Raw genomic sequence first — 25,127 nt, forward strand, 5'->3', positions numbered from 1 at the left:
CAATAACAATTAAAACATAGAAACGATGAACTATAGATTATTAGGAAATACAGGATTAAGAGTGAGTGAAATGGCCTTGGGCACAATGACGTTTGGTACCGAGGCCGGATGGGGAGCCGACAAGGAAACCAGTAAGAAAATGTACGATGCTTATAGAAAAGCAGGTGGAAACTTTATTGACACTGCCAATGAGATCTACACAGGCGGAACAAGCGAAAAATTCGTAGGTGAATTCATAAAAAGTGAGCGTGATGCCATTGTTTTGGGAACGAAGTACACAGATGCAATGCCAGGTGCCGACCCCAATATGGCCGGAAACAGTAGAAAAAGTATGATGCAATCGTTGCACCGTAGTTTAAAAAGGCTGAATACGGACTATATTGATATCTTTTGGGTACACTCATGGGATTTTATGTCACCTGTAGAAGAGATTATGCGCTCACTGGACGATATGGTAAGCCAAGGAAAAGTATTGTATCTAGGAATTTCAGATGCGCCGGCTTGGGTCATTAGCAAAGCCAATATGTATGCCCGTCAAAATGGATTGACCCCTTTTGAAGCCTCACAGATAGAATACAGTTTGATTCAACGTACCGGCGAACGTGAATTGTTACCTATGGCCAAAGATGAAGGAATGACGACCCTAGGATGGTCGCCGCTGTCTTCAGGCATCTTAACTGGTAAGTACAACACTGATGACGGTAAGGGAAATCGAAGGCTCGACGTATCAGAATTCGCGGCGCTTTCAGAACGTAATTTAGGTATTGCGGCCAAAGTAATCGAGGTGGCGGCTAAATATGACGTCAGCCCTGCCACGGTAGCGATTGGTTTCGTAAAACAACAGGGAATCGTCCCTATTTTGGGCGGAACGAAACTGAGTCATATCGAGTCTAACCTTAGGGGTGCGGATTTTACCCTTTCAGACGACGATATGAACGTGCTTAAACAAGCAAGTGCCATTGAACTTGGCTTTCCGCATGACTTTTTAAAGTCTACCCAAGCGGTGACCTATGGCGGTCAATTAGAAAATATTGTGCACAACAGACCAAATATTTATTAATGGAAACTACATCAAAAATAGCCCTTGTAACCGGTGCCAATCGTGGTATCGGTTATGCTGTGGCACAAAGTCTTTTAGAAAAAGGGATTACCGTTATTGCGACAAGTCGCAATCCAGATTCAAGTAAGAAAGACATTGATAGACTAAGTGTTTATGGCAATGTTGTCTATCATCAGTTGGATGTTACGGATACAAAAAGCATCAATCTGCTGTACGCTTTCCTGTCTACCGAACAGGCAGGCGCGGAAACGAAATTTGGAAAACTCGATATCCTGATAAATAATGCGGGAACTAATTATGATACCTATCAAAATATTGAAAATGCCAACCTTGAAGAGGTAAAAGATACCTTTGAGACCAACACCTTCGCACCTTGGCAAATGATTCAGAAGTTCCTTCCACTACTGCGCCAAAGCCGGGCTGCACGAGTAGTAAATGTATCTAGCGGTGCTGGAGCCTTGAATAGTCAAAACGGTTCCACACCCGGGTATAGCTTATCAAAACTAGCTCTTAACGGACTTACTAGGGCATTTGCAGGCCAATTAAAAAATGACGGCATTGCGGTCAATGCAGTATGTCCAGGTTGGGTGCGAACCGATATGGGTGGCAGCGGTGCCACGAAAAGCCCCAATGAAGGTGCTGAAACCATAGTTTGGGCGGCACTATTGAAAGATAGTACAATGAGCGGAAAGTTTTTTAGGGATAAGCGGGAGATCGAGTGGTAAGACCAGAGCCGAAAGGCAATTTAATGAAGGTATTGTACGAGTTTAGATGTAAGTATTCTATATATGGAATTGATTCCATTCCCCTGGTTAGATTTAATTACAATTCCAGTCTGATAATGCAAAAAAATGGTAAACGATTTTAGCAAACTGATACGGATAGGTCAGTATAAAATCGTTACGTTGAAATAATGGAAAGTAAGACTGAGGGGAGAAATGAATAGTAACCCATTATACCGGTATATTCATGAAGCAATCATCCTGACCATGGTCTTTTCATTTTGCCTTAGGGCCTAATTTCGCTAAGGGTTTAAATCGACCAGAATTCAAAATAAAGAATGATTCCGTAGACCTTTATGTCTTTGTCGTAGTAAAAGTCAACCGATAGCCCTTGATTTTAGTAGTCGTGACAACTATACCGTAGGCAAAACAACGGATAATTTATTATCTTAATGGTACTTTAAAGGCTGATTTGATCTTCGTATTCTTTTTTGCTTTGTAAGTGCTAAAGTTTCATGGGAACTGATTAAAACAATCACCTGTAAACCAAATCTTTTTAACTATGATAACCCCGCATACCATATCTGATTTGTACCATACACTAAGTATGCCTGTCGAAGAGGAAATTAACTTCACGATTTTAAGCGTTCCTGATATCCACACAGAAATTCCTTTTAAATCGCCAGTGTTAAGAGCGGAGTATTTCTCATTTATATTGACTAAGGAAGGTTCGGGGGTATATAACCTTGATGACCATAAATTCCCTTTTGGTGATCGATCCATCTATTTCACAAATCCGGGTCATGTAAAATCGTATGAGTTATTTTCCTCAAAGGAAGCACAGATCATTATGCTGACTGAAAAGTTTCTTCAAGAAAACGTACATCATGAGATATACAGTGAATTTCCTTTTCTATTGGCCGAGATTGTTCCCCCAAACGATCAGACCGCGGCAGAATTTAAAGAATTTGAACTCCTTTTCAATCAGATCAGTTTTGAGTTCAAAAACGATTCAAAGTACAAGAACAAGATTATCGGTAATATGATATTGGTATTACTCATGAAAATCAAAGAACGGTTTTGGGCCAATTACAATCCCCTTATTGAGGGTGAGCACAACTCTAGAATCGTTAAATCCTTCAAGAGAATACTGGAGTCGGAGTTCAAAAAACTTTTAGGTGAAAAACGGGGACAAATAAAACTTCAGGCCCAACACTTTGCCGAACAATTAAACCTACATCCCAATTACCTCAATGCTGTCTTAAAAAGTAAGACAGGCAGAACGTTAAGTGACTGGATATCACAACGTACCCTTCTCACATCCAAATCCCTTTTGGTCGATTCTTCTTTGTCCCTCAAAGAGATTTCCTATCTATTAGGATATAGCGAACCGACACACTTTAGCAGATTCTTCAAAAAGAACACGCAATTATCCCCCAGGGGCTTTAGGGCAGCCAACAAAAGTATGTAATCTTTGAAATTGGTCAGTTTTCGTTTGAACGGGGTTCGCTAGCAGCCTTCGTTCGTTAGCATCTTTGTATCAAATAATTACAAACAATAAAAACGAAAAAAAATGACTGATTTAAGTACGACATCAAAAAATGAATTGAATATGCCACTGGTTGGTTTTGGCACGTACCAACTATCAACCGAAGAGGCTCAATTTAGTGTAGCAGAAGCTTTGAAAGCTGGATATAGACAGATAGATTCCGCAGAGGGCTATAATAACGAAAAAGGAACCGGTAATGCCATTAAAAACTCCGGTATCTCAAGGGAAGAGATTTTTTTAACCACCAAGCTTTTTCCTGGCAACACACAATGGGGTGTTCAAGAAAAGACCTATGAATCGACTATTGCCACCCTTAAAAACCAGTTAAAGGAACTTCAAGTCGATTATGTTGACCTTTATCTCATACACGCCCCCTTGGCAACATTGCGATTGGAGCAATGGAAAGCGCTCATTGAACTAAAAAAGCAGGGATTGACCAAACATATCGGGGTATCCAACTACAATGAGGAAGCCATCAATGAAATTTTAGATGCGGGTCTAGAAAAGCCTGAACTTAATCAAATTGAATTCCATCCACTTTGCGCACAATCCGATTTGACCCAATACCTAAAAGAAAACGGTATTGCACGAACGGCCTATAGTTCCTTGGCACCGCTATCCACTTGGAGAACAGCGGAAGGGCAAGGAGGCGAAGTATTGGCTGACAAAAAAGAGGATGCACAAGCCACCTTGAAGGAAATTGCCAATCAACTGAATGTTTCAGAAGCGAAGCTTTTATTACGATGGGGATTACAAAATGGGTACAGCGTACTGACACGCAGTTCAAAACCCGAACGTATTAAAGCGAATATAGATCTATTTGATTTCAGTATTCCTGACAATCAGATGCAACAACTAAATCAGTTGAACCAAAACCAAGCTTTTGCTTGGGCGGCCAATGGTCTAAACCCTATGGAATCAGCCCCTGACTTGAAATAGACTGGTCACCGAATACCGCTGAAAAAATCGAATTAGTACTATCTAAAATCTTACACCATGGAAATAACAGGAACAACGTATCGCCCAAATACAACAGGAATAAATAAATCTGCGAAATCAATAGTCGCAAAATACATTAGCATCAATCCTTTGGGTATAGGCTTCCTGTTAAGTGGTGAAGGCAGAAGAAATAATTCAAATAGCAAGGGTGATAGCTATAAGAATACACCTTTTATGAATGAAACCATTAACATTGGTTATCTACAATCAGACCTAGTTTCAAGATGGGATTGAATATAACCTTATAAAATAATAACAAAATGAAAAATACACAGAAAATGAGTCGTCGAGAAATTTTAAAGAAGGGTACGTTAGGGGCATCAGCCCTTGCAGCTTCCACATTTATGGGAGGAAATACCTTATTGGCCCAAGAAGAAAATAGAAAAGTATTCACCTCTCAATTGGCAGCGAAGACTGCATTTATTACAGGAGGTGCCAGGGGGATTGGCCTAGCCACTGCCGAAGAGCTCGCCAAAGCCGGAATCAATATTGTCCTTTTTGATATTGCCACGGAAGATATTCCACATATAGGCTACAAATTATCCTCAGAAGATGACTTGGCAAATGCGAAGGAAAAAATAGAGTCCTTTAACGTAAAATGTTTGGCCATCAAAGGAGATGTGAGAAATCTTGAAGATCTCAAGGGCGCAATGCAACAGACGGTTTCAACATTCGGTAGTCTAGACATTGTTGTGGCAAACGCTGGAGTGACCCAAGTAGGTGCCATTGAAGCGTTTGGTCCTAAAGAAATAGAAGTTGTCTACGATATCAATGTCGCTGGTGTCATTAAGACTACCCAGGCAGCTGCTCCTTTTATGAAAAAACAGCAATCAGGTCGAATGGTTTTTCTATCTTCAGCTTTAGGTCGTATGGGCAACGAACTCTTCCCAGTCTATGCCTCCACCAAATGGGCAATTATCGGTTTTGCAAAAAGTGCCGCTTTGACCTATGGTAAAGACAACATTATGTGCAACGTGGTAGCCCCCGGATTGGTACGTACCAAATTAGCTGACAATCCTTATGTATTAGGGAAAATGATGCCCAACAACCCCGATGCGACCTTCGAAAGCGTTTCTGAAACACTTAAGCCAGGTAACCCAATACCTGTAGGGCACCTTGAGCCCGAAGACGTGGCAAAAGCAATAGCCTTTTTCACTTCTGATGCTACCAGCAAGGTCACGGGAGAAGTTTTTGATGTTAGTTATGGCTCATTATCAAGAAGTATAGCCTAGTCTCTATAATTGGGATAGCGCTTTACCATTACTGCCATTAGCATACGTTGTTGCCATTCTTGAAGATCCCAGGGCATTGAATGGTAACAACGTATTTTTTTTAATGCACGTATACACTATCGTAATAACGCTATTCTAAAAGCGAAACAATCCAGTTGGTCATCACCATATATAGTTCGAATAGAGATAAAAGCTATTCAGCCCATATAGAGCCAAATCTTCTCATCAGAAAAAATAGAATCAAAAGCTGTGAAGTAAACCCTTTTTTTATCAAGGTTCACGAATGGATATAACTCCTCATTTTTCCTTCCCTTGGTAAAATTTGCTCTTTTAACAGGAGTCCATTTGTTACTTTTAAGTTTTGAGAAATAGATAGATGATGTTTCTCCATTTTTTGTGTGGGCTGAAAAAATACATTTCATCTAAATCAGGGGCAAATGAAATACTCGAGGCATTTTTTCCTTTGATAGAAACAATTTGAGGAGCAAAGATTTCAGGTGTCAAACTAGGCGGTTTTTGTCCGAGATAAGATTCTTGTTTTGTAGTTAAATTATCCTCTTTTGAGTTCGGTTTTTTAGTAGTACAATCACCAAAAAATATTGATAATACCAGTACTGAGAATTTAACTATGTGGTTTATCACAGTTGAATTTGTTATTTAATTAAATCAAGAAATGTCGTAATGGCCTCCCAATATTCTTCTGCACCTTTTTGTCCTGTCCATAACGCTCTTGAGCCATGAAACCCATCAGATTCAGGAATAAATTGTGATTGGTTTTCTTTTAATTCTATAGTTCCCATCAAAGTAGTCAATACTGAAGCTTCTGCCTTGGATGAGGTTACCAAAAAGGGTTTATCCGCTTTTGCAAAAGCAGTACTTAAAGAGGGTGCCGCATCACCAAAATAATCACCCGGACTAAAAGCAATGATGGCTTTGACCTTTTTATTTGAAACGCCTTCAAGCAAGGCCAAACTTGATGAATATGAACTGCCCCAAACAATTATTTTTTGCTCGTATTTCTCGTTCAGAAAATCAATTGCGGCTTTGATATCTGCACGGGCATCTATCATTTCACTAGGCAATGCTTTTTCTTTGGCTCTTTCGGCAGTTATATTTGGTTTTCCAGCAAAATTTCCTCCTGAACGTTGGTCAATGACAAGGCAGTTGTAACCCATTTCGTTAAGTTTGGGCGCAATGTCTGCATATTCGATACGATTATATCCTGCTTGGTGGCAGAGCAAAATTGTTAGTTTGCCTTTGTCAACCGCATATAGATTTCCATTTATCGAAAGCCCATCGGCCGCATTAAACTCAACCTTCTTTGGCTGGTATTTATCACCTAAAGTCCCTGGATTTGGAAGCTGTACACTTTCCTTCATTTTTTTCTGGGCTTCCAATTCCATTTTAATGAGGTTTTCTATAAGCTCAATACGTGTGAATTTACCTTCATCGTCAAAATGAACGTACGATTCGCGCACGCCCAAACCAACAAAATCATACTTTATTTTTGCTTTTCCTTCTGAGCTTTCCAAAATAGCCATTGAATTCAATTTTGGTAGATTGGAAACGATATTGGCAAGTATAGCTGGTGTATTCGCAACAGGAATCGGGTCAAATTTCAATTCTGCACTTACATAATCCTTTAAAGGGGTAACCGATTTTTCAGCGAAACCCTGTTCAAATGCTGTAATTTGCTTTGAATAATCTTGGGCTATGGCATTAAGACTTATTGTTAAAGCTATGAGTAAAATCGATGTTTTCTTCGAAATATTTTGGCCTTTGATTCTTTTCGAAATGTACGGCAATAATATCAGAAATCCACCGAACAGAAAAATAAAGTTGGGCAAATCTTCCGCAACAAAATGATTGATGTTGAGAAGGTCTAACATCTTGACAAGCGTCAGCGCGCCCGCAATGATAATAAGTGTGATTCCTATCTTTTGAATTGCATTGTAGTCTTTAAATTTTGTGGAAGTTTTCATTATTGTGGTGTTTGAGATTTAGTGAAACCCAATTCTTTCTTAAGCTTGTTCCATTTCGTGGCCAGTAAAAAAATCAGTCCCGTATTAAAAAGTACTATTTCATAATACCATGGATAATGGTCCGGTATTATCGGAAAAGCAATCAGCATTATTGCCACGCCCAAGATCTTCAGAATTTTAAGTTGATACTCCTTTTTCATACGTATGGAATTTTTTGGTATTCGCACAGTATGTTACGAGATGGACTTAAGAATTACACTTTTGAGGATTTATTTTTCCTGAAGGTCTTTTAAATTGGATTTTAACTGGTTCAAATAGTTGCCAAATTTGATTTTTTGTTCAAATCGGGATAGATGAAAGAAAACCACGGCACCAATGATAATTGCAGCAAGAACCAGAAGTGCGATTTCTATTGTGCCTTCAACAAATCCCTTGCGGTTGTTCAACAAATAACTTACCCAACCGAGCGCTATGGAATTGAATGCTACGCCAGAATGGATATTGAGCTTAATAGTGCGACCCATAATGCCAATAAAGCGCTTTAAAGATTCTTTGACGGTAGCCGTACTGGTTTCAAAATAGGTTATTTCTCGAAATGCCTTAAAGTTCCAAGACAACATCGCTGCCATAAAAAGTATGACTGTTGCCAAGAAAATTCGATTGTCCATCACATCAAAAATGGCCTCATAGAAAGCAAATTTTGTCGGGTTTACAAACGAGCCTATGAGCATCACTATGCAAATGACCAAAGACAGGCTACCCAATGAAAACTTGAAATACATCACTCGTTTTATTTTGGCCAATACCGATTTTGAATCTTTTTTGATGGATTTTTCAACCACAAATCCGTCCATTCGTTCTTTTGAGATGGTGTCATCCATCACCACATCCCAAACTGATTTTAATTCCAGTAGTTCCATCTTAGTTTTTCTTTATTGTTTTTGACAATTTCGTTTTTATACGGTTCATTTTTACGCGAACATAGTTTTGTGTAATCCCTACTATATCCGCTATTTCTTCATTTGATTTTTCTTCCAAATGCAACATTACTATGGCCTTTTCAACTTTGTTCAAACCTGAAATAGCCATATGCATCAATTTTAATTTTTCATCGATAGCTTCAGATTTTTGCTCTACCGAAGCATCTTTAAATTGATTGGTCTGAAAAAAGAGTTGTTGTTTCTTCTTGGTCTTTCGTAAATCCTGAATTGCCATGTTAATGGCCACACGGTACATCCAAGTAGAAAATTTGGAATCCCCTTTAAAGGATGGGTAAGATTTTCAGAGCTGTATCAGTATTTCCTGGAATAGATCTTTCCGATGCTCTTCGTTGTCACAGTACATCCTACATACTTTATGGATGATACCCTGTGATTCTTCTATCCGTTTGGAAAATTCTATTTCATGTTGTTCGTTGCCCAATAGATTATTCTGTTTGTTTGCTCAGTAGTTTTTGCAAAGCGGTCGTCTCCTCACTCAAGGTTCCATAAAGTCTTTCTTGAAAATCGTACAGTTTTAAACTCTCGGCAAGGGTATTGTTGAGTACCAAAAATTGCCCTGAGTCTAAATTATTTCGCCAATTTGCAACTGACCGATGTTGTTTGTCGGAATATCCGTTCAAGTGCAATAAATCGGTGTTCTTTTTAAGTTCTAAATCGTAGCTTACTATGTTCTCGATAGTCTGGGTTTCATAAGTAAAATAACGTTCTTGAAGATTTTTCAATTTAAGGATGGCCTCCTTTTCATTTTTTGGAAACAAGGAAAGATTGCCTGTGGTAATAAGGTCTTCAATGGTGTAAGTACCCGTGTAGAAAGCACTCTTGGATGTGTTGACACTATCCAATCGTTCAAGCAGAATCGTTGTTTCCGGATTTTCAATATTATAGTAATCTAAATAGTAATTAATCGATTTTCGCTTTCGCGAAAGCGATTCCTTTGATTTGTTCAGATTGATGATGTCTTGTTGCAATTCTTGCATAAGACTTGTTAGGTAGGCATCTAAAAGAGCATCACGTTTTTCCGCTCGTTACTATTATTGATGGCAACCGCAATTAGGATTCCGATAACGACCAATAAGATTTCGCCTATGGCGTAAAGCAGGTATTTACCTATTCTATTCTTGCCCAAGTGTTGACGCCGTATCTTCTTGAATAACTGGATCATAGTATAGGGATTGGTTTAAGTAAGCCCTTAATATGTTAAAAAATTCAGTTAATAATTACATTTTTGGTAGAATATTTTTTCATCCTTATCTACTTTCATAAGTAGTCGTGTTTATGTGTATGTGTACAAGAAATTTGTAGTGAAGCGCTTTCTCCTGAAATGTAGCCCTTAGACTGCGCCCAGGACAGGCTTTTTTGGGGAATGAAAGGGAATGCTCAGAGTGGATTATGGATTAAATGGTACCCTAGAATAAAGATTAGCAATCCATCTTATTAATATAAAATCTCACAAATATCAATTAAGTTCTTGAAAATATCGAAATGTTGTACCTATGTTGTACCCAAACAAAAAAAGCTTCCTGTTTCCAGGAAGCTTTTCTTTCGTGCGGGCGGAGAGACTCGAACTCTCACACCTTGCGGCACTAGATCCTAAGTCTAGCGTGTCTACCAATTCCACCACGCCCGCATAGGCCAAATAATTATTGGGATGCAAATATAATTCAATTTCTGTATTGTGAAATAGCAAAATTGAATATTTCGATTTACATACTGATAATTTCCATTTCTTACCACACGTTTCGTAATTTTAAGCCACTTTTAAAATATACCATGGATACCATCAAAAACTATATCCCAGAGAATAAAGAACGTTTTTTGAATGAACTTATCGAATTGCTGAGATTGCCCTCGATAAGTGCAGATCCCGCTTATGCCAAAGATGTAATTCGAACTGCGGAGTTGGTAGAAAAGGCATTGCAGGAGGCTGGTTGTGACACTACCGAAATCTGCGAAACAAAGGGATATCCCGTGGTGTACGGCGAAAAGATTATCGACCCTAAACTTCCCACCATTTTGGTTTACGGGCATTATGATGTGCAACCCCCCGACCCGATGGATTTGTGGACCTCACCCCCTTTTGAACCAGTCATCAAAAAAACGGACCTGCATCCAGAGGGGGCTATTTTTGCCCGTGGCGCGTGTGATGACAAAGGGCAAATGTATATGCACGTGAAAGCTGCGGAGTTCATGATAAAAAACAACGAACTGCCCTGTAATGTGAAGTTTATGATAGAGGGGGAAGAAGAGGTTGGCAGCGATAGCTTGGCAGATTTTCTAGAGGATAATAAAGAAAAGTTGGCCAATGACATCATCCTTATTTCTGATACTGGCATGATTGCTAATGATGTTCCTTCCATTACTACCGGCCTTCGCGGTTTGAGTTATGTTGAAGTAGAGGTCACCGGCCCTAATAGGGACCTGCATTCCGGTATTTATGGTGGTGCCGTGCCCAACCCGATTAATGTACTCAGCAAAATGATTGCATCGTTGCATGACGAGAACAACCATATTACCATTCCTGATTTTTATGATAAGGTCGAAGTTGTTTCTGAGGCCGAACGTGCCGAAATGGCCAAAGCTCCTTTTAATTTGGAAGAGTATAAAGCGGCATTGGATATTGGCGATGTCCAAGGTGAAAAAGGATATAGTACATCAGAACGGTACTCCATTCGCCCCACCTTGGATGTAAACGGAATTTGGGGTGGTTATACCGGTGAAGGGGCGAAAACCGTAATCGCCAGCAAGGCCTATGCCAAAATCTCGATGCGTTTGGTACCCCATCAGGATCCCGATGAAATAACCGAGTTGTTCACCAAGCATTTTGAGGCCATTGCACCTAAAAGTGTAAAAGTGAAGGTGACCCCGCATCACGGTGGACTGCCTTATGTGACCAACATAGAGAGTACCGGTTATAAAGCAGCGGCCAAAGCATATGAGACTACGTTTGGCAAAACACCCATACCTGAACGCACTGGGGGGAGCATTCCGATCGTTGCCTTATTCGAACAGGTCTTGGGCAGCAAAACCATTCTAATGGGGTTCGGACTGGATAGTGATGCCATACACTCCCCTAACGAACATTTTGGGGTTTGGAATTACTTAAAAGGTATTGAGACCATTCCGTATTTCTATAAATATTTTACTGAGATGAGCTCTTAGGGGCTATGAGGGAAACGCTTTAAAAAATGGCTTTATCATGTTGTATGTTCATTGTTTTGTGTTCATTTTAATGATACTTCAATTTTTAGTAGCGGCAACAAACTTCACCATATTTTTACGAAGCCCTATTCGCTAAAAAGAATGTGACCGCAGTGCAGGGAATCAATCTGCGGTGGCATGCCATAAAAAAGGTCTTGACCCTTTAAGACAAGTTCAGCTCGGTTACCGCCCCTATCATTCCATTCGCCGGCCTTGGTCTGATAAAATATGGCCACAACATTGAAAATCGAATCTTCATTAGCAGCTAACGTCCTTTCAAAAGAAGTCGCTTGATCAAATGACGTCAGTGCTGTTACGCCATAGTTTAATGAATTTCGCTTGTAAAGATTCATGGTATCCGGAAGCACAAATAATTTCACGAAAGAATCGGGGGAATTGGGAATTGCAATGGAATCGCCAGAAAAATTGATTTTCAGTTCCAATGGATTGCCGGTTTCATTAATAACTCGGGTAAAGAATATTAAGTTACTGACATTAAAATATTTTTTTATTGGTCCCGAGTATGGCCCACCCTTTGGGAAGCTGTTCTGTATGACAACCCCATTGCTCGTCGTCTCGCTGTATATCCCTTGTGCCTTAACAAAAGAACAAATGGATAAAAAGAATACTATGGTTAGGGTACATCTCATAATTTCTGTGTTTTGCCTGCTTTTCATAATCTCAAAAATATAGGGTAAGCAAACCTTTTTAAAGTCATTACATACCTTTCTTTAATTACTTTTTGTAATTACAATAACCTCAAACTCAATCGCATCAGAAATGGTTTCATCTTTTAAACTTTTTAGTAAACTTTTAGATTGATAATTTACGTTCCATCTTGTTCTGTCAATGATAAACTTTGCCGTCATCACTGTGCTATTGTTCTGATGCCGTAATGTGGCCTCGTATACTATTGGTTTGGTTACGTTCTTGATGGTAAGATTCGCATCAATGCGTAAATTCAGACTATCAGAATAGGTTACGTTGGTCATTTCCAACCTAGCAATAGGGTATTTTTCAACATGGAAAAAATCTTCATTCTTAAGGTGCCATACCAACCCCTTATTGTACTCTCCATCCGTATTTAAAATAGAATTCATATCAATTTCAAACCGCCCCCCTGATAAAGAATCGGCATCTTTAATGAGTACCCCATTCTTAAACTTAACGGTGCCATAGTGTTCGTTAAAACTAAAAAGGTTGGAACCTGCCCACTTTATAAAACTTTTACTGGTATCAATTTGAATTTGGTTTTGTGCTTTTACCATCGTTATGGCATAAAGACCAATAAAAACTAAGAGTATGTTGTTTTTCATAATGACATTTAATTTCTTTCAAAACTATTCGAGTACCCTGTCACCCATGTCAAAAAAATGCAAAACAAATGTCAAAAGTTGTTACTCTTTGATTAATTGAATATGATTGCAATGGTATGATGAAACCCAAAATAGTAGTTCTAAGTTTTTTACCGGTCTTAGCTTTTTTTGCACTGTTCGTTTTCGAAGGTTCGCCCAAGAACCAAAATTTTCCTGAACGGGTGAAAATTGCCTTAAGGGATGCCGGTAATCGTTTACTGCTTGCAGACAATGATTCCACTTCATTGATATTGCCAGTAATCGCGTTGGATAAAAGTACTTTTGAACTATCTTTTGAAAATAGTTTGGCCATCTTACCAGATAGCTTGGTTGGCATAATCGATGATGCTCTTAAAGCTTCGAGCATACCGAGCACCTATATCGTTGAAGTTATGGAAACCAAAAGCGGAGAGACCGCTTATAGTTTTGAAAGCAAAAAAAATAAATGGGAGAACATCGTTCCCTGTATTGATCGACACCTACCCACCAATGAGTATAAAATAAAAATCATTTTCACCCATTCGCAATCAACCCTAGAATTAAAGCGGAATACACTGCTTTCACTCGTTGCCCTAGGATTCTTAGGATTAGGACTGGCCTATTGGAAAAAAGGGAAATCAAGTGTTTCCATACAGGAGGATACGCAATTTTCAAAAATTGGGGATTATCGATTTTATAAAGATCAGAACAAACTCATAAAGGGCAATACGACCATTGTATTTACTGCAAAAGAATGCGAATTATTTTCCATATTTGCCGAAGGACCCAATCAAATAATTAAGCGTGATCTTCTTATCAAAAAGGTCTGGGAAGATCATGGAATAGTCGTCGGCCGAAGTCTGGACACCTTTATTTCAAGAATAAGAAAAAAGTTTGAGGGTGACGATTCTATAAACATTGTTACGGTGCACGGAGTAGGGTACAAACTTGAGACTCCATAAGTATTTGCACGATTAAGAAAATTAAATCTAGTTGCAGTATCGCTGTAAGGGTTTAATCCTGAGCTAAAAAATCGAAAAAGTTCACCCTACAAATAAAAACTACGGCAATTTTTAATCTCTACATTTGTAGAATACAAATATTTATTCTATGTTTGTAGAACAACCCCGAACCCTCGGGGACTAATATTGTAGCATATGCAACTCTCGAAATCAGAAGAAGAACTCATGAATATTTTGTGGAAGCAGAAAAAAGCCTTCATGAAAGATTTGTTGGATGGATATAAAGATCCCAAACCAGCTACAACAACCGTAGCAACTTTGCTAAAGCGAATGACCGATAAAGGGTTTGTGGCTTATAAAAGTTTCGGTCGCTCACGTGAGTATTATCCTTTGGTCAAAAAAAAGGATTACTTCTCGAAACATGTTAACGGACTCATCAAGAACTTCTTTAATGACAGTGCAAGTCAATTTGCTTCTTTCTTTACCCAAGAAACCAATTTGAACAAGGCTGAACTTGAAGCGCTTAAAAAATTAATCGATAAGGAAATCGAAAATCTGCCTGATGGCAAGGAAGGGAAATAACCATGGAAATCTATCTTTTAAAATCCGCTGCTTGTATGGCCATCTTGTTGGCCTTTTACAAGGTATTTCTCGAAAAAGAACAGATGCATGTCTTTAAACGGTTTTTTCTTTTGGGGGCAGTGATCATAGCCTTGGTCATACCATCGCTGGTCTTTGTTGAATACATTCCCATTGCGGCTACAACCCTACAAGAACCGTTAGTCATAAATATACCGCCAAATGGGCAACCGCTTGAAGAACCCATTGCCGTAACCGATATTGACACCATCAATTGGTCGTTACTATTCTTGACCCTTTATGGGTTTGGCGTATTGGGCTTTGGTTTTCGATTTGTCAAAAACCTAACCCAAATTATTAGGCGTATTCGTATCAATCCGAAGTTAAGACAGCTTTTTAGTGTAAAGGTCTTGCTGTCGGAAAAAATGCCCCCGCATACTTTCTTTAAGTACATCTTTTTGAACAAATCCAATTTTGAGGCCGAGAATATTCCGAAAGAGGTTTTGCTACATGAAGAAACACACGCGAAGCAGCTGCATACCTTGGATGTATTATTCATAGAATTTTTACAAGTTATCCTCTGGTTCAACCCCCTAATTTTCTTGTTTAAGAAAAGCATCAAATTAAACCACGAGTTTTTAGCTGATCAAGCTGTCATAGAAAAAGGCGCACCCCAGAGCAATTATCAGAATACATTGCTCTCATACATATCAAATGAAAGTCTACAAAAATATCAGTCAATGGGCATGGCAAGTGCCCTAAATTATTCATCAATCAAAAAACGATTTATCATCATGAAAAAAAGAACATCGAAAAGAGCAGTTTTACTGCGGAGCATTTTAGTATTGCCGCTATTGGCACTTTTACTTTATGGATTTAGTGAAACCAAATTTATCGAAGTGCAAACCACCAAAACGGAAATTTCAAGCATTCCTAATTCCAAAAAAGCGAGTGTTGAACAAATTACTACATACAATTCATTGGCAAAAAAATATAATGCCATTCCAATGGGGCAAAGAATAATTCCATTAAACGAATTACGGACGTTGGAATATAGCTATGCCCAAATGACTCTCGAACAGCGCGAAAACGCCGAGCCTTTTCCTGAATGTCAAACGGCTGAACCTATTGACATTTATATTGATGGCCAGGGTAATATGCTGGTGAACGGAAAAGAGGTCACCCTTAAAGGGCTACCGGACTCCTTGTCAAAAATAAATAGCGGATTGTCTAAAAAGGCACGTGAGAAAAAAATAAGTGCCCGTATCCATGTCGAATCAACCACCGATAAAAAGATGGTCGAACAGGTCGAAGCCATGCTCATCGACTATGGGGTTGCCACCCTCAATATCGTCGGGCCAAAAAAAGGAGCGACAATCCCACAAGAAGGTGCTTCTCGAAAACTCATGTCAGAATACGACGCATTGGCCAAAAAATACAATGCTATGGACCGTAACCATATGCGGATTCTCAAAAATGACGTGGAACGTTTGGAATATCTCTATAGTCTGATGTCAGATAAACAAAAAGCCGATGCCGAGCCTTTTCCAGATTTTCCCGAACCTCCACCTGCACCAAAGGCCCTAAAACCTGCTGAAGCTCCAGCGCCAGTTCAAAGTACGAGAGTACTAAAGGGTGAAGTAAGTGCTGTTGCCCCACCAAATGCAAAGGCTCCAAAAGCAATCAAGGGGGAGGTCAATAACATTCCGGTTCCGCCCCTACCTCCAGGGCCAAAAGCACCTCTTGACCATATTATCGAAATGGTCAAAAAAGGGGCTACCTTCTTCTATGAGGATAAAAAGATTTCTTCAGACAAAGCAATAGAATTGCTTAAAAAGAATGAAAGTCTGAATATTTCAACCACAAAAAGTCGGTCTAAAAATCCGCAAGTTCGAATATCTAAAAAGCCAATTAAAATCAAAAAATCATCAGCTTCAAGAAGTTCGATTGAAACGGGAAACATCACCGTAAATGGTAAAAAACTTTTTTATAGCACGAGAAATGGAAGTACCAGTTACTTTAATGAAACAGGGAACCAGGTTGATAGGCAAGGAAGACTATTATCTGAGAATCAGAAAGAGAACCCAACTTTCTATTTTAACGGAACTAAAATTTCTTCTTCAATAGCACATCAACTATTAAAAACAAATAGGTCAATACAGGTAACGACCAAAAATTATACGGAAGATGAATATGCCATAGTATTGACCGATTTAAGCGAAGTTTCTTCTGCTCAAAATCATAATAAAAATGACAATCCAAACTCGGTTATTGACCTTACCGATATGATAGTTCAAGATGCCTTATTTTTCTACAATGATGAACCCATCTCAGCGGAAAAGGCATTGTGGCTGACCAAGAACACCTATATTGAAAGAGTAAATACCATAGGATCCAAAAAGGGAAAAACTAAGGTCTATTTATGGGAAAAAGCATGAGAATTACTTAACACCAAAGGTAGCCTTCGCCATAAATCACTGTTAAAGCCTTCAAATTGAGGGCTTTTTCTGTAACAAATCATTGGAAATTACGTTCTATAAACATTGTTAGTTCGAGCGAAGTCAAGAACCAATGAGATTTCAACTGTGCTTAAGGTGACAAAGAGAACAAATTCATCAAACCAAAACGAACACTATCATGTTACAACGATTCTTTATCTTCTGTTCAGGAGCCGACACCGATATTCTTTCAACTTGTTCAAATGGGGAACGCAATAAATATGCGGGGATAGGCGCAACCGTATTTTTTACCGCGGTTATGGCTTTTATAGCCAGTGGCTATGCATTATACACCGTTTTTGACAATATTTTCACCTCTATTTTCTTCGGATTTATCTGGGGCCTACTCATTTTCAATCTTGATCGATATATTGTATCTACGATTAAGAAAAAAGACAACTTCAAAAGTGAATTCATACAGGCTGCCCCACGAATAATTTTGGCCATCATCATTGCCATCGTTATCGCCAAACCTTTAGAGATGAAAATTTTTGAAAAGGAGATCAATCGGGTGTTGTTGGAAGAAAAAAATGCAATGACATTGGAAAATAAGGAACAATTGGCATTACAGTATACTCCGAAAATTGAGGCCATCAATCAAGAAATAGGCACTCTAAAAAATGAGATTGTTGCAAAAGAAGCTGAAACAAATGCTTTATATGATACCTACATTTCAGAAGCAGAAGGCACAGCGGGTACAGGGTTATTGGGCAAAGGCCCCGTGTATGAGGAAAAACGTGAAAAACATGACGCTTATCTTGCAGAACTACAACAATTAAAAATGACCAATGCTGAAAAAATTGCGGCATTAGAGAGCCAAATAACTACTCTAAATAAAGATTACGATCAGGCCGTATCAGGCTCACAACCCATTATAGATGGCTTTGATGGGCTCATGGCCCGTATCAATGCCTTGAATAAACTACCTTGGCTACCCTCATTTTTCATTTTCCTACTTTTTCTTGCTATTGAGACCGCACCTATTATTGCCAAACTATTGGCCCCGAAAGGGGAATACGATTATAAGGTGGAGGAAGCTGAAAGTGTTGTTGCCACATGGGTCACGCAAAAAGTAACACAACGTAAACTGCTGATGTCGACCGATGCCGTTATGAACCAAGAAATTTATGAGGATATCAAATCTGAAGAAGAACTATATCGCTACAAAAAAGAAAAGGCCGAAGAGCTATTGCGTCTACAGGCAGACTCTTTTCACAACACGCAAATAAAGGGACTTTAGGCCTTCATTTCAGCGTAAGCTTTTATCGCGATTTTAAGGCTTTCGTACCAATATGGTAGGGCAATACGATTCGACTGTTTCGTTATTTTAAAATATATAACTTCAATAGCCTTAAGCTAATGGTTCAAATGAACATGGGCAAAACTTCTATACCCTGCATCCCAATTTTGATCACGTCAGTAATTTGCCATTGATTTCTATATTCAAAAAATTTCAATTCCACCTATTTGAAGGTGCAGAAAAGGAAGCCATTTGGCTTTTCAAATAAAAAATACTAGTATTTCGTACTCTTTGCTTTGACCCTGTAAATCAATTTTCTTCTTCTCTTGATAAAAAAGGGAAATCGATGCTGGAAGAATAATGACAGGTATTCTGTTTTTTCATCTCAAAATAATATTATAATACTGCTTCCTTGATATATATATTAAAATGCGCTCCAGCTTCATTGTAGTATTCCATTTTTCCTCGTAATTGAGACACCATACCTTTGACCATTTGGAGACCAAAAGATTCTGAAGCTTCTATGTTGAAATCATCAGGAAGACCCTTACCATTATCAGAAACCTTTAAGTGATAGCCCTTTTCCCCTTCCAAATTTCTAAAGAACACTGTTACAATATGCTCGCCTTGGTGTGGTGTAAAAGCATATTTATAGGTATTGGTTATCAACTCGTTCACAATTAGCCCTAGGGGAACGGCTAAAGTCATCTTAATCTCACTATTCTCAATATCCGTCGTGAAACGGATAAGCTTGTTCATATCATTGTAAGAATTTTTTATATGTCTTATAAGATCGTCAAAATATGATGCGGTGGGCACTTTGGTAAAACTCTCTGTATTGTGTAGGTTTTGATGGATAAGCGCCATAGATTTAATGCGGTTCTTGCTCTCAAGAATAACTCTTTTAATTTTTTCATCCCCTTTGGGGATATAGGAGCCTAAAAGGCTTAAAATAATCTGGAGATTGTTCTTTACTCGATGATGAATCTCCTTGACCAAAAGCTCATTTTCAATACTCTTTTTTTCTATGGCGATTTTCTGTCTCTCAATTGTGGCTACGGCATTTTTTTCAATACGATACCTGTTATAGACAATCCCAAGAAAAAGAAAGGATACTATTCCTACTAACAAAAGGCCTATTCTGATATCTTTCTCTTTATCTGCCTTTAGTTTCTGCACCTCGTTCTGCGCAGACAACACCTCTATCTCTTTGTTTTTCTTTTCAGTTTCGTAGGCCATATCCAATTCAGCTATTCTTCCCTTCTGATCATTCATGGCAAGACTATCTTTATACTTGATGTACTTCTTATAATGTAATAGACTATTTTTATGTTCCCCTTGAAAAGAGTAAATAATGGACAGGGATTCATGATATAAGCATAATTTCGGAAGACTCATAGGTAGGTCCTTATTGCTTAGAAATATTTTTTTACCTTTTTCAAATGAATTTCCGGCTTCTTGAAATTTTTCCAATTTTAAATAAGCTTCCCCAAGACTAGTATGGGAATTTGCTATGTCTATACTATTTTCTCCTTTCTCGCTAGCCAAGAGTGCCTCTTTCAAGTAGACTGCAGCATTTGCATAATCCTTTAAATCGATATATTGATAGCCTACAGCGTTGTTAAGACTATAAAATAGTTGCTTAAAATCATATTTTTTTGCCACTTCTAAGCAAAGTAGTCCAGTATCCAATGACTCCTTAGGTTTATTTATTTTCTTTAGAGCTGTGGCTTTATACTTCAATGCAAGTATAGCATATCCATGTTCGTTTTTTTTCTCGGCAATTTTAATCATCTTGTCATAATACTGTATTGTTTTCCCGTACTCTCCCTTCATTTCATATACTCCACATAAGACCTTATAAGCCTTCAGTGCATCTCTGTTCTCAATTTTTTCTTTTTGTATGGTGTCTATTACGGGTAGTACAAGTTCTAGAGCATTAACGTAATCTTTCGCATTATACAAAGCGTTAATATTCGCAACACTTAAAGTAATCTTCAATTCTCGGTCTTCTATTGGAACTGCTATTGCTTTTTTATAATACTCCGTCGCTCTCTCTGTATTGTTCAAGCCCAAATAAGCATTCCCCAGATACCTAAAAATGAATTCTTCATTTCTTTTTGTTGATTCTCCCCGTTCAATATACTTTAATAGAGGAAGCCCTTTTTTGATAGCTTCATCATATTTTTTCCAGAGGTAGTATCCAATTAATATATTGATTTCTATCGCCTGTCTTAATTTTTTACTTTCATCGGTAGTTAATTTTTGTATGGCTTCCAATGCTTGATTGTGCTGATAGATGGACTGCTCATAATCCTTTTTTTTAATATAACTATCCCCAATAAGCTTTATGGCCCTAGCTTTCCAAAAAGTACTATCATTTAAATTTTCACTGAACTTCAATAATATATCTGCATAGAATAGGGCACTATCTACGCTGCTCTGTACGGTGTAGGGATTTGCAAGTTTGTACAAAATATTTGCGCGCGTGGAATCTGGAATCTTTTTAAGGAGGCTCAATCGCAAACTGTCTATTTTCTTGGACTCGCTTTGGCCAAAAATATGATTGATAGACAAAAGATAAATCATGACCCCAACAATTATTACGAATCGTAAATATGGTCTTTTTGCTTTTCCCATAAGGTCCTTCTTTTCAACTTTTAATTCATTTCATACGACACAAAATCAACCAACCATAGCATAATATATGACTTAAAAATATAATAAACCTGAGATGCGTGTTTAGGAAATCTTGTAAATAGCATGATTCATACCTATATTCGATTATATTTCAGTACGTAAAAGTTATCACCTTAAGAGGATGATTACCGATAATAAGTGAAGGCCAATTTCTTTGACAAATTACAAAAAGTAATCTATATCCACTGAATAGCCTTATCCTAATTCAGTAACAATACGAATATTAAAATAAACCACCTTGGCTACCCTCATTTTTCATTTTCCTACTTTTTCTTGCCATAGAGACCGCACCTATTATTGCCAAGCTATTGGCCCCGAAAGGGGAATACGATTATAAGGTGGAGGAAGCCGAAAGTGTTGTTGCCACATGGGTCACGCAAAAAGTAACACAACGTAAACTGCTGATGTCGATCGATCCCGTTATGAACCAAGAAATTTATGAGGATATCAAATCTGAAGAAGAACTTTATCGCTACAAAAAAGAAAAGGCCGAAGAGCTATTGCGTCTACAGGCAGACTCTTTTCACAATACGCAAATAAAGGGACTTTAGGCCTTCATTTCAGCGTAAGCTTTTATCGCGATTTTAAGGCTATCATGCCAGTGCGGAATTTCAATTCCGAAGGTTTGCTTGATCTTTGATTTATCAAGCACACTGAACTTAGGCCTAGCTGCCGGCGTAGGGTATTCTGAAGATAGAATTGGTTTCAGGTTTATGGTAATGCCATATTCATCAAAGATCGCCTTGGCGAAATCATACCAACTAGCCACACCTTCATTACTATAATTATAGATACCGTAATCAATGCTATGCGCTTTGATCGTCTGAATTATCATTTTCGCCAAATCTTTCGCATATGTCGGGGTACCGACCTGATCATAGACCACCGATAATTCATCACGCTCTGAACCTAAACGAACCATAGTTTTCATAAAGTTGGTATTGAACTCAGAATACAACCATGATGTTCGAATGATAAAATGCTCTTTGAGGTTATTGATAATAGCACGTTCCCCTTTGTATTTGGTATCGCCATAAAAACCGATTGGTCTGGCAATGTCCTCTTCTTTATAGGGCTCGTTAGAATAGCCGTCAAAAACGAAATCAGTTGAGATATGTATCAATACCGTTTTACTTTCATGACAACCCAATGCCAAATTCCTTGCTCCGGTAATATTTACCAAACGTGCTAAATCTGTATTTGATTCCGCTTTATCCACATTGGTAAACGCCGCACAATTGATGCAATAGGCATAGTCATTCACGATCAACTCGTGATACACCGATTCGTAGTTGGTGATATCCAATTCAGATGATGATCTAAAAACAACATTAAGGCCATTGTTTTTGTTCGCCGTTAGCGCTTTAAACGTATGGCCCAATTGACCTGAAGCCCCAGTTACAAGAATATTCATTGATTGCGTTTACCTATTTATAGTTGACCTACTACCAATTTATCAAAAGTGGGAAGCAGTTTGTCTTTCTTGGATATGATCAATTGCGAATCCTCTAAAATCCAATCAATATCAAACTCCGAATCATTGTACAAAACTCCTCCTTCAGAGGCTTTATTGTAGAAATTGTCACATTTATAGAAAAAAGTAGCAGTTTCGCTTAAAGTTACAAAACCATGTGCGCACCCCCTAGGAATAAACATTTGTTTATGATTTTCAGCGGAAAGTCTCGTTCGCACGACCTTACCAAAAGTCGGGGAATCTGGTCTGATGTCAACGGCGACATCCAAAACCTCTCCTGTAACGACCCGAACCAGTTTGGCCTGGGCATGTTCCCCATATTGAAAATGAAGCCCACGAAGAACCCCCTTTGAAGAGAAGGATTGATTGTCTTGCACAAAAGTCGTTCTAGAGCCGGTCAGGTCTTCAAACTTTTCTTGATTGTAACTTTCAAAAAAATAGCCCCTTTCATCCTCAAAAACCGTTGGTTCGAGAACGAAACATCCATCGATTTCAGTATGCTTTAATTTCATAATGCTTCCAATAAACTTTTACTATAGCCACTTTTCGTCAAAGGCTGTGCTATCTTCTTGAATTGATTCTTTGTAATATAACCCATTTTATATGCAGATGATTCAATAGCCCCAATTTTTAACCCCTGTCGTTCTTCAATCACCTGAACAAACTGTGAAGCCTGCATTAATGAGGCAAAAGTACCGGTATCGAGCCAGGCTGTACCCCTATCCATAATACTCACTTTCAATTTCCCCCGTTTGAGGTACTCTTGGTTGATATCAGTGATTTCCAATTCACCCCGCGGACTGGGTTTGATGTTTTTGGCAATCTCAACCACGTCATTATCATAAAAATAAATACCCGGAACGGCATAATTGGATTTTGGATATTTCGGTTTTTCCTCTATTGATATGACCTGTCCCCCTTCGTCGAACTCAACGACACCGTAACGTTCGGGGTCGTTTACATGATAAGCATAGATAATTCCACCATCTGGGTCATTGTTGGCCTGCAATAGGTTTTCCAAGCCTGTTCCATAAAAAATGTTATCCCCTAGAACCAGGGCAACTTTATCGTTTCCTATAAATTCTTCCCCAATGATAAAGGCTTCTGCCAAACCATTTGGTTCTGCTTGCACGGCATATTCAAATCGGCACCCATATTTTCTACCGTCACCCAATAATTTTTTGAATAGTGGTAGGTCATGTGGGGTAGATATGATCAAGATTTCCCAGATTCCAGACTCCAATAAAGTTGAAAGCGGATAATAGATCATGGGTTTATCGTACACCGGCATTAGTTGCTTGCTTACTGCCAATGTTATAGGGTGTAAGCGGGTTCCAGAGCCCCCGGCCAATATAATTCCTTTCATCTGTTTTATTTACTTTGAATTGGCTATTACGCCAAGCTTGAATTCTTTTTTTCTACATATCGGTTTAGATACCAATCTATGGTCTTTTCAATGCCGGTTTCGAAGTTTTCATCAGCTTTCCAGCCCAGATCATTTTCAATTTTCGTCGCATCTATGGCATACCTGAAATCGTGGCCAGCTCGGTCTTTGACATAGGTAATTAAATCTTCGTATGATTTTTCATCCCTTCGAGGATGTTTTTTATCCAAAATAGCACAAACGGTCTTTGCGATATAAAGGTTATTGCGTTCATTACGACCGCCTATATTATAGGTTTCCCCAGAAATTCCTTTTTCATATGCCAAGGCAATGCCTTTGCAATGATCCAATACATACAACCAATCACGAATGTTTGAACCGTCACCATAGATAGGTATGGGTTCTTTTGCCAAGGCTTTTCGAATAATGGTGGGAATCAATTTTTCATCATGTTGTTTTGGCCCGTAATTGTTTGAGCAATTTGTAGTGACCACATTCATACCGAAAGTATGGTGGTAACTTCTAACAATAAAATCAGAGGATGCTTTTGAGGCACTATATGGGCTATTAGGGGCATAGGGCGTTGTTTCCATAAACAATCCTTCCTTGCCTAAAGTACCATAAACCTCATCGGTGGATACATGATGAAAACGTGACGTTTTATATGCTTCTTTGTAAATGCCAGGACCGACCAACCAATGTTTTTTAGCAACGTCAATTAGATTGAACGTACCAATGATATTGGTCTGCATAAACGCATCGGGATTGGTAATCGAATTATCGACGTGTGATTCGGCCGCAAAATGGATAACGCCTTTGATGTCATACTGCTCGAATATTCCCTCTATCAGTTTTCTGTCACAGATATCTCCTTGAACGAATGTATACCGCTCATGCGATGCCACCTCATTTAAATTATCTAGATTACCGGCATAGGTCAATGCATCAATATTTACCAAATGGATATCAGGATGACCATTCAGAAAATAAGGCACAAAATTGGAACCTATAAAACCCGCCCCGCCGGTTATTAATATATGTGTCATGATTTCTTTCAGTTTTACACTTCTTATTTTGTAAATATAATCTTACAATTTATTTCGAATCAATTTATGTTGTGAAAGTTGGATTTTTGGTGGTACAACCCATTAAGATATACTTTTCGCCTTTAGAAAGCCAATGAATTAACATATCCATAAAACCACTACCAGTC

The 25,127-nt window shown here is 38.5% G+C and carries 24 protein-coding genes, 1 tRNA gene and 2 pseudogenes; 12 read left to right on the forward strand and 15 right to left on the reverse strand.

Going from position 1 to position 25,127, the window contains the following annotated elements:
- Nucleotides 1-25: 25 nt before the first annotated feature.
- The 6 genes from AACM45_RS07800 to AACM45_RS07825 all read left to right on the forward strand — a co-directional run bounded on the left by AACM45_RS07800 (nucleotide 26) and on the right by AACM45_RS07825 (nucleotide 5,562).
- Complete coding sequence (locus AACM45_RS07800) at nucleotides 26-1,060, forward strand: aldo/keto reductase (RefSeq protein WP_339141853.1); 1,035 nt, start codon at nucleotides 26-28, stop codon at nucleotides 1,058-1,060.
- Nucleotides 1,060-1,785: an SDR family oxidoreductase gene (locus tag AACM45_RS07805; protein WP_339141854.1), complete on the forward strand. Its 726-nt coding sequence runs from the start codon at nucleotides 1,060-1,062 to the stop codon at nucleotides 1,783-1,785. Before AACM45_RS07800 ends, AACM45_RS07805 begins: the two co-directional genes overlap by 1 nt.
- Nucleotides 1,786-2,344: 559 nt before the next feature.
- Complete coding sequence (locus AACM45_RS07810) at nucleotides 2,345-3,253, forward strand: helix-turn-helix domain-containing protein (RefSeq protein WP_339141855.1); 909 nt, start codon at nucleotides 2,345-2,347, stop codon at nucleotides 3,251-3,253.
- A 102-nt stretch (nucleotides 3,254-3,355) separates the two neighbouring features.
- The gene (locus AACM45_RS07815; protein ID WP_339141856.1) at nucleotides 3,356-4,270 is read left to right on the forward strand and encodes an aldo/keto reductase family protein; all 915 of its coding nucleotides are present in this window, start codon (nucleotides 3,356-3,358) and stop codon (nucleotides 4,268-4,270) included.
- Between the two features lie 57 nt (nucleotides 4,271-4,327).
- The gene (locus AACM45_RS07820) at nucleotides 4,328-4,564 is read left to right on the forward strand and encodes a hypothetical protein (RefSeq protein ID WP_339141858.1); all 237 of its coding nucleotides are present in this window, start codon (nucleotides 4,328-4,330) and stop codon (nucleotides 4,562-4,564) included.
- Between the two features lie 26 nt (nucleotides 4,565-4,590).
- Nucleotides 4,591-5,562, forward strand: coding sequence for an SDR family NAD(P)-dependent oxidoreductase (locus AACM45_RS07825; protein WP_339141860.1), 972 nt, complete (start codon nucleotides 4,591-4,593; stop codon nucleotides 5,560-5,562).
- Between the two features lie 354 nt (nucleotides 5,563-5,916).
- On the opposite strand, the gene AACM45_RS07830 is transcribed toward AACM45_RS07825, so the two are convergent.
- The 8 genes and pseudogenes from AACM45_RS07830 to AACM45_RS07865 form a co-directional block, all read right to left on the reverse strand.
- A complete protein-coding gene (locus AACM45_RS07830; RefSeq protein WP_339141861.1) occupies nucleotides 5,917-6,204 on the reverse strand; it encodes a hypothetical protein in 288 nt (95 codons plus the stop codon).
- Between the two features lie 11 nt (nucleotides 6,205-6,215).
- On the reverse strand, nucleotides 6,216-7,544 hold the full coding sequence (locus AACM45_RS07835; RefSeq protein WP_339141862.1) for an alpha/beta hydrolase: 1,329 nt from the start codon (nucleotides 7,542-7,544) through the stop codon (nucleotides 6,216-6,218).
- Complete coding sequence (locus AACM45_RS07840) at nucleotides 7,544-7,744, reverse strand: hypothetical protein (RefSeq protein ID WP_339141863.1); 201 nt, start codon at nucleotides 7,742-7,744, stop codon at nucleotides 7,544-7,546. Before AACM45_RS07840 ends, AACM45_RS07835 begins: the two co-directional genes overlap by 1 nt.
- A 69-nt stretch (nucleotides 7,745-7,813) precedes the next feature.
- Entirely contained in the window at nucleotides 7,814-8,464 is a 651-nt protein-coding gene (locus AACM45_RS07845) for a hypothetical protein (protein WP_339141864.1), read from the reverse strand.
- A 1-nt stretch (nucleotide 8,465) separates the two neighbouring features.
- Nucleotides 8,466-8,810, reverse strand: a pseudogene (locus AACM45_RS07850) (RNA polymerase sigma factor); the annotation flags it as partial.
- A gap of 160 nt (nucleotides 8,811-8,970) precedes the next feature.
- Entirely contained in the window at nucleotides 8,971-9,522 is a 552-nt protein-coding gene (locus AACM45_RS07855; RefSeq protein WP_339141865.1) for a hypothetical protein, read from the reverse strand.
- A gap of 20 nt (nucleotides 9,523-9,542) precedes the next feature.
- Entirely contained in the window at nucleotides 9,543-9,707 is a 165-nt protein-coding gene (locus AACM45_RS07860) for a hypothetical protein (protein ID WP_339141866.1), read from the reverse strand.
- A gap of 383 nt (nucleotides 9,708-10,090) precedes the next feature.
- Nucleotides 10,091-10,172, reverse strand: a tRNA-Leu gene (locus tag AACM45_RS07865).
- Nucleotides 10,173-10,315: 143 nt separating this feature from the next.
- Here AACM45_RS07865 and AACM45_RS07870 point away from each other — a divergent pair.
- Entirely contained in the window at nucleotides 10,316-11,704 is a 1,389-nt protein-coding gene (locus AACM45_RS07870) for a dipeptidase (protein ID WP_339141867.1), read from the forward strand.
- A 125-nt stretch (nucleotides 11,705-11,829) separates the two neighbouring features.
- Here AACM45_RS07870 and AACM45_RS07875 read toward each other — a convergent pair whose 3' ends face one another.
- Nucleotides 11,830-12,393, reverse strand: a complete 564-nt coding sequence (locus AACM45_RS07875; RefSeq protein ID WP_339141868.1) for a hypothetical protein — start codon at nucleotides 12,391-12,393, stop codon at nucleotides 11,830-11,832.
- 81 nt (nucleotides 12,394-12,474) lie between these two features.
- Nucleotides 12,475-13,059 carry a YceI family protein gene (locus AACM45_RS07880; RefSeq protein WP_339141870.1) on the reverse strand — a complete coding sequence of 195 codons (585 nt, stop codon included), beginning with the start codon at nucleotides 13,057-13,059 and terminating at the stop codon, nucleotides 12,475-12,477.
- A 116-nt stretch (nucleotides 13,060-13,175) separates the two neighbouring features.
- Here AACM45_RS07880 and AACM45_RS07885 point away from each other — a divergent pair, with 116 nt between their 5' ends.
- From AACM45_RS07885 to AACM45_RS07900, 4 genes are all read left to right on the forward strand, one after another.
- The gene (locus AACM45_RS07885; protein WP_339141872.1) at nucleotides 13,176-14,039 is read left to right on the forward strand and encodes a winged helix-turn-helix domain-containing protein; all 864 of its coding nucleotides are present in this window, start codon (nucleotides 13,176-13,178) and stop codon (nucleotides 14,037-14,039) included.
- Between the two features lie 195 nt (nucleotides 14,040-14,234).
- Nucleotides 14,235-14,621 (forward strand): BlaI/MecI/CopY family transcriptional regulator, encoded by a 387-nt coding sequence (locus AACM45_RS07890; RefSeq protein WP_339141874.1) that lies wholly within the window; start codon nucleotides 14,235-14,237, stop codon nucleotides 14,619-14,621.
- A gap of 2 nt (nucleotides 14,622-14,623) precedes the next feature.
- On the forward strand, nucleotides 14,624-17,056 hold the full coding sequence (locus AACM45_RS07895) for a M56 family metallopeptidase (protein WP_339141875.1): 2,433 nt from the start codon (nucleotides 14,624-14,626) through the stop codon (nucleotides 17,054-17,056).
- 199 nt (nucleotides 17,057-17,255) lie between these two features.
- Complete coding sequence (locus tag AACM45_RS07900) at nucleotides 17,256-18,356, forward strand: DUF4407 domain-containing protein (RefSeq protein WP_339141876.1); 1,101 nt, start codon at nucleotides 17,256-17,258, stop codon at nucleotides 18,354-18,356.
- A gap of 396 nt (nucleotides 18,357-18,752) precedes the next feature.
- On the opposite strand, the gene AACM45_RS07905 is transcribed toward AACM45_RS07900, so the two are convergent.
- Nucleotides 18,753-20,996 (reverse strand): histidine kinase dimerization/phosphoacceptor domain -containing protein, encoded by a 2,244-nt coding sequence (locus AACM45_RS07905; protein WP_339141877.1) that lies wholly within the window; start codon nucleotides 20,994-20,996, stop codon nucleotides 18,753-18,755.
- 290 nt (nucleotides 20,997-21,286) lie between these two features.
- Here AACM45_RS07905 and AACM45_RS07910 point away from each other — a divergent pair.
- A pseudogene (locus AACM45_RS07910) lies at nucleotides 21,287-21,607 on the forward strand (DUF4407 domain-containing protein); the annotation flags it as partial.
- Here the strand turns inward: AACM45_RS07910 and rfbD are convergent.
- The 4 genes from rfbD to rfbB are packed head-to-tail and all read right to left on the reverse strand — an operon-like array spanning nucleotide 21,604 to nucleotide 24,960.
- Complete coding sequence (gene rfbD / locus AACM45_RS07915) at nucleotides 21,604-22,470, reverse strand: dTDP-4-dehydrorhamnose reductase (protein ID WP_339141879.1); 867 nt, start codon at nucleotides 22,468-22,470, stop codon at nucleotides 21,604-21,606. The pseudogene AACM45_RS07910 and the gene rfbD overlap by 4 nt on opposite strands.
- A 17-nt stretch (nucleotides 22,471-22,487) precedes the next feature.
- The gene (rfbC, locus tag AACM45_RS07920) at nucleotides 22,488-23,042 is read right to left on the reverse strand and encodes a dTDP-4-dehydrorhamnose 3,5-epimerase (RefSeq protein WP_339141881.1); all 555 of its coding nucleotides are present in this window, start codon (nucleotides 23,040-23,042) and stop codon (nucleotides 22,488-22,490) included.
- Nucleotides 23,039-23,896 (reverse strand): glucose-1-phosphate thymidylyltransferase RfbA, encoded by an 858-nt coding sequence (gene rfbA, locus AACM45_RS07925; protein ID WP_339141883.1) that lies wholly within the window; start codon nucleotides 23,894-23,896, stop codon nucleotides 23,039-23,041. The genes rfbC and rfbA overlap by 4 nt, the downstream gene beginning before the upstream one ends.
- A gap of 26 nt (nucleotides 23,897-23,922) precedes the next feature.
- Nucleotides 23,923-24,960: a dTDP-glucose 4,6-dehydratase gene (gene rfbB, locus AACM45_RS07930; RefSeq protein ID WP_339141884.1), complete on the reverse strand. Its 1,038-nt coding sequence runs from the start codon at nucleotides 24,958-24,960 to the stop codon at nucleotides 23,923-23,925.
- Nucleotides 24,961-25,127 lie beyond the last annotated feature (167 nt).

The organism is Croceitalea sp. MTPC5 (genome assembly GCF_036985505.1).
Lineage (GTDB): Bacteria > Bacteroidota > Bacteroidia > Flavobacteriales > Flavobacteriaceae > Croceitalea.

What these genes read in the sequence shown, in the direction of transcription:
- AACM45_RS07895 (WP_339141875.1), top strand. Translation starts at nt 14,624, where the DNA reads ATGGAAATCTATCTTTTAAAATCCGCTGCTTGTATGGCCATCTTGTTG.
- AACM45_RS07805 (WP_339141854.1), top strand. Translation starts at nt 1,060, where the DNA reads ATGGAAACTACATCAAAAATAGCCCTTGTAACCGGTGCCAATCGTGGT.
- AACM45_RS07860 (WP_339141866.1), bottom strand. Translation starts at nt 9,707, where the DNA reads ATGATCCAGTTATTCAAGAAGATACGGCGTCAACACTTGGGCAAGAAT.
- AACM45_RS07800 (WP_339141853.1), top strand. Translation starts at nt 26, where the DNA reads ATGAACTATAGATTATTAGGAAATACAGGATTAAGAGTGAGTGAAATG.
- AACM45_RS07820 (WP_339141858.1), top strand. Translation starts at nt 4,328, where the DNA reads ATGGAAATAACAGGAACAACGTATCGCCCAAATACAACAGGAATAAAT.
- AACM45_RS07905 (WP_339141877.1), bottom strand. Translation starts at nt 20,996, where the DNA reads ATGGGAAAAGCAAAAAGACCATATTTACGATTCGTAATAATTGTTGGG.
- AACM45_RS07870 (WP_339141867.1), top strand. Translation starts at nt 10,316, where the DNA reads ATGGATACCATCAAAAACTATATCCCAGAGAATAAAGAACGTTTTTTG.
- rfbB (WP_339141884.1), bottom strand. Translation starts at nt 24,960, where the DNA reads ATGACACATATATTAATAACCGGCGGGGCGGGTTTTATAGGTTCCAAT.
- AACM45_RS07810 (WP_339141855.1), top strand. Translation starts at nt 2,345, where the DNA reads ATGATAACCCCGCATACCATATCTGATTTGTACCATACACTAAGTATG.
- rfbC (WP_339141881.1), bottom strand. Translation starts at nt 23,042, where the DNA reads ATGAAATTAAAGCATACTGAAATCGATGGATGTTTCGTTCTCGAACCA.
- AACM45_RS07815 (WP_339141856.1), top strand. Translation starts at nt 3,356, where the DNA reads ATGACTGATTTAAGTACGACATCAAAAAATGAATTGAATATGCCACTG.
- AACM45_RS07875 (WP_339141868.1), bottom strand. Translation starts at nt 12,393, where the DNA reads ATGAGATGTACCCTAACCATAGTATTCTTTTTATCCATTTGTTCTTTT.
- AACM45_RS07855 (WP_339141865.1), bottom strand. Translation starts at nt 9,522, where the DNA reads ATGCAAGAATTGCAACAAGACATCATCAATCTGAACAAATCAAAGGAA.
- AACM45_RS07835 (WP_339141862.1), bottom strand. Translation starts at nt 7,544, where the DNA reads ATGAAAACTTCCACAAAATTTAAAGACTACAATGCAATTCAAAAGATA.
- AACM45_RS07885 (WP_339141872.1), top strand. Translation starts at nt 13,176, where the DNA reads ATGATGAAACCCAAAATAGTAGTTCTAAGTTTTTTACCGGTCTTAGCT.
- AACM45_RS07890 (WP_339141874.1), top strand. Translation starts at nt 14,235, where the DNA reads ATGCAACTCTCGAAATCAGAAGAAGAACTCATGAATATTTTGTGGAAG.
- AACM45_RS07825 (WP_339141860.1), top strand. Translation starts at nt 4,591, where the DNA reads ATGAAAAATACACAGAAAATGAGTCGTCGAGAAATTTTAAAGAAGGGT.
- AACM45_RS07900 (WP_339141876.1), top strand. Translation starts at nt 17,256, where the DNA reads ATGTTACAACGATTCTTTATCTTCTGTTCAGGAGCCGACACCGATATT.
- AACM45_RS07880 (WP_339141870.1), bottom strand. Translation starts at nt 13,059, where the DNA reads ATGAAAAACAACATACTCTTAGTTTTTATTGGTCTTTATGCCATAACG.
- rfbD (WP_339141879.1), bottom strand. Translation starts at nt 22,470, where the DNA reads ATGAATATTCTTGTAACTGGGGCTTCAGGTCAATTGGGCCATACGTTT.
- rfbA (WP_339141883.1), bottom strand. Translation starts at nt 23,896, where the DNA reads ATGAAAGGAATTATATTGGCCGGGGGCTCTGGAACCCGCTTACACCCT.
- AACM45_RS07840 (WP_339141863.1), bottom strand. Translation starts at nt 7,744, where the DNA reads ATGAAAAAGGAGTATCAACTTAAAATTCTGAAGATCTTGGGCGTGGCA.
- AACM45_RS07845 (WP_339141864.1), bottom strand. Translation starts at nt 8,464, where the DNA reads ATGGAACTACTGGAATTAAAATCAGTTTGGGATGTGGTGATGGATGAC.